This is a genomic window from Pigmentiphaga sp. GD03639, assembly GCF_029845405.1.
GTDB classification, from domain to species: domain Bacteria; phylum Pseudomonadota; class Gammaproteobacteria; order Burkholderiales; family Burkholderiaceae_B; genus Pigmentiphaga; species Pigmentiphaga daeguensis.
The window spans coordinates 106,098-117,604 of sequence record NZ_JAOCLR010000018.1 but is presented as its reverse complement, the minus strand read 5'-3'; the positions used below and the strand labels follow the sequence as shown (position 1 = coordinate 117,604).

Annotated in this window: 13 protein-coding genes; 6 read left to right on the top strand and 7 right to left on the bottom strand. The window is 69.1% G+C overall.

Annotation, left to right across the window (positions count from 1 at the left end; all coding sequences use genetic code 11):
• Window positions 1–689, bottom strand: a 689-nt coding sequence (locus tag N5K27_RS18785; protein WP_279818060.1) for a DUF2238 domain-containing protein, incomplete at its 3' end; no start/stop codon positions are given.
• Window positions 690–887: 198 nt separating this feature from the next.
• Here N5K27_RS18785 and N5K27_RS18780 point away from each other — a divergent pair.
• The 3 genes from N5K27_RS18780 (at window position 888) to N5K27_RS18770 (ending at window position 3,883) form a co-directional block, all read left to right on the top strand.
• Window positions 888–1,628: an SRPBCC family protein gene (locus N5K27_RS18780; protein WP_279818058.1), complete on the top strand. Its 741-nt coding sequence runs from the start codon at window positions 888–890 to the stop codon at window positions 1,626–1,628.
• 334 nt (window positions 1,629–1,962) lie between these two features.
• The gene (locus N5K27_RS18775; protein WP_242621593.1) at window positions 1,963–2,970 is read left to right on the top strand and encodes a tripartite tricarboxylate transporter substrate binding protein; all 1,008 of its coding nucleotides are present in this window, start codon (window positions 1,963–1,965) and stop codon (window positions 2,968–2,970) included.
• Between the two features lie 49 nt (window positions 2,971–3,019).
• Complete coding sequence (locus N5K27_RS18770; RefSeq protein ID WP_279818055.1) at window positions 3,020–3,883, top strand: alpha/beta fold hydrolase; 864 nt, start codon at window positions 3,020–3,022, stop codon at window positions 3,881–3,883.
• 1 nt (window position 3,884) lies between these two features.
• Here the strand turns inward: N5K27_RS18770 and N5K27_RS18765 are convergent, their stop codons facing one another.
• The 3 genes from N5K27_RS18765 to N5K27_RS18755 are packed head-to-tail and all read right to left on the bottom strand — an operon-like array spanning window position 3,885 to window position 5,255.
• Window positions 3,885–4,100 (bottom strand): hypothetical protein, encoded by a 216-nt coding sequence (locus N5K27_RS18765; RefSeq protein WP_140416900.1) that lies wholly within the window; start codon window positions 4,098–4,100, stop codon window positions 3,885–3,887.
• Window positions 4,101–4,140: 40 nt separating this feature from the next.
• Window positions 4,141–4,668 carry a chromate transporter gene (locus N5K27_RS18760; protein WP_087840824.1) on the bottom strand — a complete coding sequence of 176 codons (528 nt, stop codon included), beginning with the start codon at window positions 4,666–4,668 and terminating at the stop codon, window positions 4,141–4,143.
• Complete coding sequence (locus N5K27_RS18755; protein WP_279818050.1) at window positions 4,665–5,255, bottom strand: chromate transporter; 591 nt, start codon at window positions 5,253–5,255, stop codon at window positions 4,665–4,667. Before N5K27_RS18755 ends, N5K27_RS18760 begins: the two co-directional genes overlap by 4 nt.
• Before the next feature lie 143 nt (window positions 5,256–5,398).
• Here N5K27_RS18755 and bla point away from each other — a divergent pair, with 143 nt between their 5' ends.
• The 3 genes from bla (at window position 5,399) to N5K27_RS18740 (ending at window position 8,476) form a co-directional block, all read left to right on the top strand.
• Window positions 5,399–6,313 carry a class A beta-lactamase gene (gene bla, locus N5K27_RS18750; protein WP_279818048.1) on the top strand — a complete coding sequence of 305 codons (915 nt, stop codon included), beginning with the start codon at window positions 5,399–5,401 and terminating at the stop codon, window positions 6,311–6,313.
• An 81-nt stretch (window positions 6,314–6,394) separates the two neighbouring features.
• Window positions 6,395–7,366: a tripartite tricarboxylate transporter substrate binding protein gene (locus N5K27_RS18745; protein WP_087840826.1), complete on the top strand. Its 972-nt coding sequence runs from the start codon at window positions 6,395–6,397 to the stop codon at window positions 7,364–7,366.
• 24 nt (window positions 7,367–7,390) lie between these two features.
• A complete protein-coding gene (locus N5K27_RS18740; protein ID WP_279818046.1) occupies window positions 7,391–8,476 on the top strand; it encodes an ABC transporter substrate-binding protein in 1,086 nt (361 codons plus the stop codon).
• A gap of 8 nt (window positions 8,477–8,484) precedes the next feature.
• Here the strand turns inward: N5K27_RS18740 and N5K27_RS18735 are convergent, their stop codons facing one another.
• Genes N5K27_RS18735 through N5K27_RS18725 form a run of 3 tightly spaced genes read right to left on the bottom strand, consistent with a single transcriptional unit; the run spans window position 8,485 to window position 11,461 of the window.
• Entirely contained in the window at window positions 8,485–9,465 is a 981-nt protein-coding gene (locus N5K27_RS18735; RefSeq protein ID WP_279818044.1) for a 2-dehydropantoate 2-reductase, read from the bottom strand.
• Window positions 9,466–9,487: 22 nt separating this feature from the next.
• On the bottom strand, window positions 9,488–11,005 hold the full coding sequence (locus N5K27_RS18730) for a tripartite tricarboxylate transporter permease (RefSeq protein ID WP_279818043.1): 1,518 nt from the start codon (window positions 11,003–11,005) through the stop codon (window positions 9,488–9,490).
• Window positions 11,006–11,017: 12 nt separating this feature from the next.
• On the bottom strand, window positions 11,018–11,461 hold the full coding sequence (locus N5K27_RS18725; protein ID WP_279818041.1) for a tripartite tricarboxylate transporter TctB family protein: 444 nt from the start codon (window positions 11,459–11,461) through the stop codon (window positions 11,018–11,020).
• Window positions 11,462–11,507 lie beyond the last annotated feature (46 nt).

Here is an 11,507-nt window from a genome sequence, read left to right as displayed (position 1 = left end):
TCCTCGCCATAGGAACGCGGGTCCTTGACCCGCAGGCTGTCCGACCATTCCCGCGAAAAATCCCGCTGCAGCCAGCGGTTCACGGCGGCCGTGGCGATCATCGCCACCACGGCGCCGCAGGCGGCCAGGGCCATGTCCTTGTGCGCATCCCAGACGTCGCCCTGCGTGCCCAGGTAGGCCACGCCCAGGTCGCCGCCGAAGACCTCGGCCGCGATCCACTCGAACAGCTCGAACATGGCGGAGGTCGCCAGCGTGAACTCCAGCGGCAGGAAGTAGCCCCAGAACCCCCGGGCGTCGGCCACCCGCAGGAACACTTCGCGTATCGGGTAGGCCAGCAGCAGCCCGTACGAAAAATGCACCACGCGGTCGAAATTGTTGCGCTCCCAGCCCCACAGGCTGTTGAAGCTGCGGCCGGCCAGCGCCTGCCACCATGCGTCGTAGGGCACTTTCGCATAGGTGTAGTGCGCACCGATCGCATGCAGGCACAGGAAAACGAAAATCAGCGTGTACGACAGGCGCGAGAACCGGAAATGCCGCCAGCTCGCGGCCAACCCGGCGCAGAATCCGATCACCAGCACGTTTTCCAGCGCCCAGTCGGAACGGTCGAGCGGATCGATGGCCAGCGCCACCCAGATCACCGCGAACGCCAGCGCCAGCGACGTCACGTAGCGCCGATACCCCGTACCCATGCCTGTCTCCATCTTGCCTCCTGCGGCCACGCGGAGCAGCCAGTCTACGCCATCGGCACGCCCGGACCGGAGCGCCCCCTTTTTACCGATGTGGAGCGGCAACTTTTACACGTTGCGCGGCCGCTTCTCGCGGACGCGGGCCGGACCGCCGAGGCACGCCGCTTGCTGGGTCGGCAGCACGCTGCCATGGAGGACCGCATGGACGACCAGACGAGCCTGCCCCCCGCCTCTTCTTCCCTTGCCGCGCAACGCGATCCGGACCGCAACCTCGGATCCGCCGAGCGGCTGGGCTCGGCGGCCGGCGGATCATTGCTTCTACTCTGGGGCCTGCGCCGCGGCGGGCTGGCCGGCGACCTGGCCAGCGCCGTCGCCGCCGGACTGCTGTGGCGCGCCGCCACGGGCGACTGTCCCGTCAAGCGCGCGGTCGCCCCCTCGCCCCTGGAACGGCGCATCGCGCGCGAACAGGGATGGCTGTCCGCCGCGGCGGCCACCCACGCCATCGTCATCGACCGCCCGCGCCAGGAAATCTACCGCTTCTGGCGGGACTTCTCGAACCTGCCCCGCTTCATGCGCCACATCGTCTCCATCGACGTCATCAACGACCGCCGGTCGCGCTGGACCGTCAAGGCGCCGCTGGGCCGGCTGGTCGAATGGATCGCCCACGTGGTCGACGACGTTCCGGGCGAACGCATCGCCTGGGAAGCCGAAGCCACCGCCGACGTGCCCAATCACGGCCAGGTCGAATTCCACGACGCGCCCGATGGCGCCGGCACGGTGGTGACCGCGACGATCGCCTACCAGCCGCCGCTGGGCCAGGCGGGGCGGCTCCTGGCGCGCCTGTCGCGCGAGGAGCCCGCGCGCCAGATGGCCGAGGACCTGCGCGAGCTCAAGCGCTACCTGGAAGCGGGTGCGGCGGAGATTCCCCCGTCCCCGGTCTGATCCACGGGGTCGCTGCCGGACGGACACAGGCCCGCGCCTCCCCCCAGGACGAGCCTTCCGGCAGCTTGGCGGTCCTCGCCTTCATGGCTGGACCGCCTTCTTTTTGCCCTTGCGCCGGGTCCGCGCGTTTCAGCGCCGTTTCACCCCTGGCATGTTGCACCCGCCCAACCTATCGCTTTCCCTGGAAGATACAAAGCCGGGAGCCGCGCCACGGACGGCTGCGGTATAACCTCGCCACGCATGCACGCGCATGCGCCGCCGGCCGGTCCCCCGGCTGGGCCACGAGCCCCGTCCCCGCCTGTCGGCCACTCTCCTTTCTACGCAGATGGTCATCATGATGTTCAAGCAACTCCAATCCGGCAGGCGCGCCACGCTCGCGCTGTCTGCCGCGCTGGCGACCGCCGGCGCGCTCTCCACGCCCTTTTCCGCGATGGCGGCCGACTATCCGGCCAAGCCCATCACTATCGTCGTCGCTTACGGCGCCGGCGGCGACACCGACGCCATGGCCCGCCTGTTCGGCGAAAAGCTGACGCAGCGCCTGGGCCAGCCCGTGATCGTCGAGAACCGCGCCGGCGCGAGCGGCATCATCGGCAGCAACTACGTCGCGCGCGCCAAGCCGGACGGCTACACGCTGCTGCTGGCTCCCAGCACCTTCTCGATGGCCACCCATGTGGTCAGGACCAATTCGGCCGACACCTACAACCCCGCCCGCGACTTCTCGCCCATCACCCAGACCGCCTCCCAGCCCCTGCTGCTGGTAGCCGGCCAGGCCTCGGGCTACACCTCGGTCGCCCAGGTCCTGAAGGACGCCAAGGCGGGCAAGGCCCTGACCTACGCCAGCCCCGGCTCGGGCTCGCCCATGCACATCCTGGGCGAACTCTTCAACCAGGCCGCCGGCGTCAAGATCACCCACGTCCCCTACAAGGGCGTGGCGCCCGCCGTCAACGACCTGCTGGGCGGACACGTGGCGCTGAGCTGGATGACCTATGGCCCGGTCGAGCCCTACCTTGCGTCGGGCAAGATCCACATCCTGGCCAACGGCGCGGCCGAACGCACCCCGCTCGCCCCGGACGCGCCGTCGATGGCCGAACTGGGATACAAGAACATCGACATCGCCGCCTGGCAGGGCCTGTACGCGCCCAAGGGCACGCCGGCCGAGGTCGTGCGCACGCTGAACGGGCACATGGCCGAAATCCTGAAAATGCCCGACGTGGTGGCCAAGATGCGCGTCTTCGGCGCCTTCGCCAAGGCCAGCACGCCCGAGGCCCTGGGCAAGCTGACCGCCGACGAATACGCGTTCTTCGGCAAGGTCGTCAAGGAATTCGGCATCCAGGCCGATTGACCGGCTTGCCCGCCCCATGCGGGAACCTCCGGCGGGTCCGGCGCTCGGAATGAGCATGTGGATCCGCCGCCTTGCCGCCCTCGCCTGCGTGCTCGCGCTTGCCAGCGCGGGCTATGTCGCGCTCGACCGCTGGCAGCGCGGGATGATCTTCTCGGTCGAACTGGGCGAACGCTCGTGGTGGCGCGACCCGCCGGCCGGCACCCAGGTCTATGACCTGCCCCTGCCCGGCGGCGACACCCTGCGTGCCTGGTACTGGCGGCATCCGGATCCCGGCGCCCCCACGGTGCTGTATCTGCACGGCTCGCGCTGGAACCTGAACGGCAGCGCGTTCCGCATGGAGCATTGGGCGGGGCTGGGCTATTCGATGCTCGCCATCGACTATCGCGGCTTCGGTGCCTCGTCGCCTCGCCTGCCGTCCCAGGCGAGCGTCAGGCAGGACGCCCAGGCAGCCCTGCGCGAACTGGCCCGGCTCCAGCCCGATCCCGCCCGCCGTTTCGTCTACGGCCACAGCCTGGGCGGCGCCATCGCGATCGACCTGATGGCCCGCCTCGACCCGCCGATACCGGTGGCCGGCCTGATCGTCGAAGCGACCTTCACCAGTATCCGCGACATGATTGCCACCACGCGCTGGGCCGGCATCCCCGGCTTCGGCCTGCTGGTCACGCAGCCCTTCGATTCGCGCGACGCCATCGGCAAGCTGCGCACGCCGCTCCTGCTGCTGCACGGGACCGGGGACCGGGTCGTCCCGCCCGCCATGAGCGACGCGCTGCTGGCGGCGGCACGGCAATCGCCGCACAAGCGGCTGGTCTGGCTGGAGGGCGCCTCGCACTCCGGTGCCAGCCGCAGCGGCGCCGCCTACGACGACGCCGTGCGCGGCTTCATCCGCTCGGTCCGGCAGGCTTATCCGGGCTGATTCATTCCAGCTCGACCGGGGCCTGGAACTGCCGTTCCAGGAACGCCACCGCACCCGCCCGGGCTTGCTCCGCGGAAGCGAAGACCTCGCTGTCCCGCATCAGCGGAAAACCCAGCACCCGCACCTGGAACCGGTAGCCGTCCTCGCCCGGCGAAGTATCGATCTCGAAATTGCGTTCATTGACCCAGCCTCTTGCCTGCAACGTCCAGTCTTCCACCTTCGACTCCTTGTGGCGGCATCCGCCGCCTTCATCCATGTCAACCCAGCGCCACCAGGAACACCAGGGCACCTATTCCCAGCATCAGGAACGGACTGAGCCTCGTGTACATCAGCGTCAGCGTCGAGGCGGCCGCCACGCCCCAGGCCCAGGCGCCGCCCTCGGCGGCGCGCAGCACGGTGCACGAAGCAGCCAGAACCATGCCCGCCGCCACCGGCACCAGGCCCGCCTCGATCGCGCGTATGCACCGCGTGCCCTTGAACCGGGTCCACAGATGCGCCAGGGCGTACACCAGCAGCGAACTCGGAATGAAGATCGCGGCCGACGCCACCAGCGCGCCCGCCAGCCCCGCCGCCTGCCAGCCCACCAGCGTCACCAGCAGCGCGCCGGGACCGGGAATGATGCGCGACAGGGCATACAGGTCCATGAACTGCGGATTCGTCACCCAGCCATAGACGTCCACCGACTGGCGGTGGATGTCGGCCACGATGCTCTGCCCGCCGCCCACCGTCAGGAAGGACAGCGGAGCGAAGACCAGGACCACTTCCACCAGTTGCGCGAACCTCATGCCTGCCCGCCCGCGCGCAGGCGCAGATAGGCCAGCCCGATGGACAGCGGCGCCATCGCGCCGACCACCCACAGCAGGGGCAGCTTCAAAAGGAAGATCGCCACGAAGGTGACGACCATCACGGCCAGGGCGGGCAGGCCCCGCGCGGCCCGGCGCGCCGCCCGCAGTCCCGTCTGCAGCGACAGCCCCACGGCCGCGGCCGCCACGCCGGCCAGCGCCTGGTGCACCGAGTCGGACTTCGCCATCGTCGCGAACGCGGCCACCACGACCAGCGCCAGCACCATGGCGGGCACCACCAGCCCCAGCGCGCCGGCCAGCGCGCCCACGCCGCCCCGCAGCCGGAAACCGACCCAGATCGCCAGGTTGACCACGTTGACGCCCGGAAACGCCTGGGCCAGCGCGAGGCCGCTCAGGAACTCGGCCTCCGACAGCCAGTTCCGGCGCTGCACGAACTCCCGCAGCATCCAGCCGCTCAGCCCGCCGCCGAAGCTGGTCAGGCCGATCTTGGCGAAGGCAAGGAAGATCTGGAGCACGGAAGGAGGCGGGGAACCACTGTCGACGGAAACGGGCGGCAAGGTCTGGGGCATGGCGGGCCTATCGCGGGAAGTACCGTCATATTACGGATCCGGGTTGTCGAATAGCTTAACGCCCGGACCGGTCCGCCACCGGAGGCTAGAATACGGCCCCGCCTTCGCGCGGGCAGCCATTCCCTGCCTAGGAGGAAACGTCCTTGACCACTCGCCGCTCGTTCCATGCCCTCGTCCTTTCCAGCCTCGCCTGCGGCGCACGCGGCGCCTGGGCCGGCCAGCCGGCGGGCACCCTGCCGGTCGCGGCGCGCAACGCCGCCCTGGACGAGCTGGCGCGCCTGGAGCGGCTGATCGACGGGCGGCTGGGCGTGTGCATCGTCGATACCGCCTCCGGCGAGGAACTGGGCCGCCGCGCCGACGAACGCTTCCAGATGCTCAGCACCTTCAAGCTGCTGGCCGCCGGATTCGTGCTGGCCCGGCATGACCGGGGCGAAGATTCTCTGGACCGGCGGATCCGCTACACCCGGCAGGATCTGGTCAATTGGTCGCCCGTGACCGGGAAACACGTGGGCGATCGCGGCATGACCCTGGCCGAGCTCTGCCATGCCACCGTGACCACCAGCGACAACACCGCCGCCAATCTCATCCTGCGCAGCTTCGGCGGCCCGGAGGCGCTGACGCGTTTCATCCGGGGCCTGGGCGACGGCGTCACGCGCTGCGACCGCTACGAACCCGAGCTGAACGTGCCTCATGCCACCGGCATGCTCGACACCACCACGCCCCACGCCATCACGCGCACGCTGGGCAGGCTGACGGTGGGCGAGGCCCTGTCGCCCGAGTCGCGCGAACGGCTGCAGGCATGGCTGGTCGGCAATACGACGGGCGACAAGCGGCTGCGCGCGGGCATACCGGCCGGCTGGCGCATCGGCGAGAAGACCGGCACCTATTCCAAGGTGGGCGCCAACGACATCGGGCTCGCCTGGCCGCCCGCACGGCCCGCGATCCTGATGTCGGTCTACGTCGCCAGCACGCGGGCCCCGGACGAGGTCAAGGAGCAGGTCATCGCCAAGGTGGCGGAACTGGCGGGGCGGCTCTACGGCCGGCCGGAAAACAGATAAGCTAACTCGAATTCATTGGTTCCCCGCCCAGGGGGTGCATGCCTATAGTGGCGCCCTTCCCACGCCACGCTTTTCTTCATCATGCATCTCCCGCGGCTGATCCCGCTGCTCGTCCCGTTCGCCGGCCTGATCGCGCCGGCAGCCGGACACGCGCAAACCTATCCCTCGAAACCCATACAGATCGTCGTCCCGGCGGCCCCGGGCGGCAGCCCCGACATTCTCGTGCGCCTGCTCGCGCCGTCCCTGGCCGCGCAACTGGGCCAGCCCATCACCATCGAGAACCGGCCCGGCGGCGCGGGCAACATCGCCTCGCAACACGTGGCGCGCGCCGCGCCGGACGGCTACACGCTGCTGTTGGCCACCGACATCATCTCGATCAACCAGTCGCTGTTCACCAAACTGCCGTTCGATGCGCGCACCAGTTTCGCGCCCATCGTCCACGCCATCTCCTCGCCCCAGGTCTTCGCGGTGAACCCGGCCGTACCCGCGCGTAGCGTGCAGGAATTCCTGAAGCTGGCAAAGGCCGCGCCAGGCAAGTATTCGCTTGCCTCGCCCGCCATCGGCACCACCGGCCAGTTGGGCGTGCTGCTGCTGCAAAGCCAGGCCGCCATCGAGGTCAAGCCGGTGGTCTACCGCAGCGCCCAGCCCGCGCTGACCGACGTGCTGGGCGCCCACGCCGACGGCATCATCGTCACGATCGCGCCCGCCCTGCCCTTCATCCGCGAAGGCCGGCTGCGCGCGCTGGCCGTCTCCACCGCCAGGCGTTCGGCCGCCCTGCCCGACGTGCCCACCTTCGCCGAACAGGGCCTGCCCGATTTCGTCTTCGACTCGTGGCAGGGTTTCGTGGCGCCGGCAGGCACCAGCCCCGAGATCATCGACCGGCTCAACCGCGCCTTCAATGCCGTCCTGCGGGAACCCGAGATCCGCAGGCAATTGCAGGCCCAGGCCTTCGATCCGGCCGGCGGCTCTCCCGATGCGCTGCGCAAGGTGATCGACGACGGAATCGTCAACTGGGGCAAGGTCATCCGGGCTCACGACATCCGCGTCGAGTAACGCACCGCCGACAGGAGCAAGAACATGCCCAGCCCGGACATCTCCCGTATCGACCGCCTGTGGTACACCCGCTGCCCGGTGCCCAGCGCCTCGGGCATCGCCATCCACCACGGCTGGATCGATGCCGAATTCGCGCCGGACGGCATCGCTGTCTCGTCGCTGCGCGCCTCGCCCAGCCGGGCCGTGCGCGAATCGCATTTCGACCACCGCCAGGCCAACTCCTTCCGCCAGGGCGGCAACGCGCCACCCATCTGGTCGCGCTCGGAAGGCCAGGACGTCGTGGTCGTCGGCCTGACCTGGCTGCCCCAGTACCAGGCCATCCTGGCCCTGCCCGGCGCTGGCATCCGCGATGTCCGCGACCTGAAGGGCAAGCGCCTGGCGCTGCCGCGGCGGGTGAATGAAAAGATCGATTTCTGGCGCGCCTCGGCGCTGCAAGGCTATCTGCAGTCTCTGGCCGCGGCGGGCCTGGGCGCTGACGATGTCAGTTTCATCGATCTGCCGGTCGAGGCGCCGTACATAGGCGACCAGGCCGCCTCATCGTCCGGCCCGCTATTCGACGCGCGCCAGACCGCCAGCCAGTCGCGGGCCGAGGCCTTGGCGCTGATCCGCGGCCAGGCCGATGCCCTGTACGTCTACGGCGCGCACGGTCCCGCCCTGCGCGAATTCCTCGGCGCCGACATCGTGGTCGACATCGGCCACCACGCCGACCGGCGGGTCGCCATCAACAACGGCACGCCCAACGTGCTGTCGGTCAGCGGCGAACTGGTACGCACCCGTCCTGACCTGGTGGCGCGCTACCTCGCCCAGGTCCTGCGTGCCGCGCAGTGGGCGCGCGAGCACCGCGCCGAAGCGGCCGGCATCATCGCGCGCGAAGTGTCCGTGGTCGAGGAGTGGGTGCCGGCGGCGTTCGGCGCCAGCCTGTATGAAAACCTCGAACCCAGCCTGGCCCCGGACCTGATCGAGGCACTGTCGATCCGCAAGGATTTTCTCCATCGCCACGGATTCATCCGCCACGATTTTTCCGTGGACGACTGGATCGATCCGGCGCCGCTCGCCCAGGCACGCGAACTGCTGCGCCGGACCGAACCGCTGGCGGCCGCCGGGCGTTGAGGCCTTCGTCATCCGTGCGCGGCGGGTGACCGCGCGTGCGCGCGGTGCGCCAGCAGGGCCAGCATCACGTCCAGCATGGGCGTGTCCACGCCGGCCGACCGGGCCAGGTCCTGGACCGCGAATAGCTGGGCGTCCAACTCCAGCGGACGTCCGGCCAGCAGGTCCTGCAACATGGAGGGCGGATGCGGGTTCGATCCCGTGGCCGCCACCTGCCCCTCCAGGTCGAACGCCATGGCGACGCCATGGCGGGCCGCCACCGCGCGCGCCTCCCGGGCCAGGCGGGCATACAGTTCGCGCGTGGCGGGATCCGCAAACAGGGCCGACGATGGCGAGTGGGTCAGGCTGGACAGCAGCGAACTGGGAACGTTGAGCAGGAGCTTGCCCCAGATCTCCCGGCCGATGTCCCCGGTGGCCGCCGCGCCCGGCAGCCCGCGCCGCATCAGCGCCACCACCTGCTCGAGCCGCGGCGACAGCGCGCCGCCGGGCTCGCCCACCACGAAACTGCTGGCGCGCGAATTGTTGCGCACCACGCCGGGCGCGACGACCTCGTTGGGCGAACGGATCACGCAGCCCAGCGTCCGCGCCAGGCCCAGTTCGCGCGCCAGCGTGCCGTCGGGATCGAGCCTGGACGCGGAGGGAGCACCGCCGCGCAGGTTCGCCAGGTACCACCACGGAATGCCGTTCACCGCGAAGACCACGGGCGTATCGGGTCCCAGCAGGGCCCGCATCGATGACGCGGCCGGCGGCAGACCGTGGGCCTTGAGCGTGGAGATGACCAGATCCTGCGGCCCCAGGTCGGCGGGACGGTCGCTGGCCGCCACGCGCACGGTGAACTCGCCGTCGTGGCCGATGAGCCTCAGACCGTCGCGGCGTATGGCCGCCAGGTGCTCGCCGCGGGCGACGACCGACACGTCGACGCCAGCCCGGGCGAGATGAGCCGCCATGTATCCGCCCACCGCCCCGGCGCCGAAGATGCAAACCTTGTTCATGATGAAAAAGTATCCAGAGAATCTATGCCTCGGCCTCGACGAAGACCTGCCGCCGCCTGGCCTTGATGAACGACAGGCTCATCAGCGCAAGCGTGCCCGCGCAGATGGCCAGGAACGTCGCCGACAGCGGGCGCTGGACGAACACCGACCAGTCGCCGCCCGACAGCGTCAACGACCTGCGCAGGTATTCTTCCATGTCGCCGCCCAGGATGAAACCCAGCATGAGCGGCGCACCCTCGAACTGCAGCCTGCGTGCGGCATAGCCGAAGAAAATGAAGAAGGCCAGCAACAGGACCGCGAACGCGCTGTTCGAGATGCAATAGACGCCTATCGTGCAGAACAGCACGATGGCGGGAAACAGCCATTTGTACGGCACGGTCAGCAGCCGTATCCAGATGCCGATCAGCGGGTAGTTCAGGATCAGCAGCATGAAATTGCCGATCCACATCGACGCCACCAGCGCCCAGAACAGGTCGGCGTTGCGGGTGAGTATCTGCGGCCCGGCCTGGATATCGTGGATGGACAGGGCAGCGATCATCAGCGCCATGACGGGACCCGACGGGATGCCCAGCGTCAGCATGGGAATGAAATTCGTCTGCGCCCCGGCGTTGTTGGCGGACTCCGGTCCCGCCAGCCCACGCAGGTTGCCCTTGCCGAAATCGGGCTCGCCCGGCTTGGGGCCGAGTTTTTTCTCGACCGTGTAGGACGCGAAGGACGCCAGCACGGCGCCGCCACCGGGCAGCACGCCGAACAGCGTACCGATGGCCGACCCGCGGAAAATGGCGGGCATGGCGGCCTTCATGTCCTCCCGAGAGATCCTGAGCCGGGAAACCCGCTGCGGCGCGACGTGCCGGGAGGGATCGGCATTGTGCAGGTTCCAGATGATTTCGCCGAAGCCGAACCAGGCCATCGCGACGATGGCGAACTCCAGTCCATCCTCGAGATCCAGCAAGCCGAACGTGAAGCGGGTCTCGCCCGAGGTGACGTCGCTGCCCACCATGCCGAACAGCAGGCCCAGCACCGTCATCGCCAGGGCCTTGAGCATGTCGCCCGAAGACAGCGCGATGGCGCCGATCAGGCCCAGGCACATGAGCGAGAAATATTCGGGCGCCCCGAAGTGGAAGGCCACCTTGGCCAGTTGCGGCGAAAAGGCCGCCAGGATCAGCGTTCCCACGCAGCCGGCGAAGAACGATCCGACGGCCGCCAGCGCCAGCGCCGTGCCGGCCTTGCCCTGGCGCGTCATCTCGTAGCCGTCCAGCGTCGTGATCAGCGACGACGACTCGCCGGGAAGCTTGATCAGGATGGCGGTGGTCGAACCGCCGTACTGCGCGCCATAGTAGATGCCCGCCATCATGATGAGACCGGGAATCGGGTCGAGCGCGTAGGTGGCCGGCAGCAGCATGGCGACGGTGGCCACGGGCCCCAGGCCCGGCAGCACGCCCACCAAGGTGCCCAGCAGGCATCCCGCCAGCGCGTACATCAGGTTGGTGGCGGAAAGGGCCAGCGAAAAACCGGTGGCGATGTTGTGCAGCAGGTCCATGGGTAGTCCGGTTCAGTACGACCACGGCCACAGCGGGATGGCCAGGCCGAACAAAGCGACGAAAATCACCAGCGAGATCGCGGTCAGCAGCGCCGAGAGCAGCAGGTTCTCCCTGAACGACAGTTGCTGATTGGCAAGCCCCGTGATGAACACGAGCACGAACATGGCGGGCACCAGTCCGGCGCCCCGGAATCCCAATGACCGGCCGCCGCCCAGCAGCACCGCGAACACGATCAGGCCGCCGATGATGCAGGCGAGCGGCCGCACCGGCCACCGGCCGATGGCAGCCGCCTCCCGCCGCCCCCGGAATTCACGCACGGCGATGGCGGTGCCCAGGACGGTCAGCAATACGCCGAGGATCATCGGGAAGTAGCCCGACCCCGGCTCCAGCGAATTGCCGATGCCGTAGCCGATCGACACATGGACGGCGCCCGCCCCGACGAGGACGAGAAACACCGCTGCATAGACTCTTTCCACTCGACTGCCTTGAAATGTGATGGAT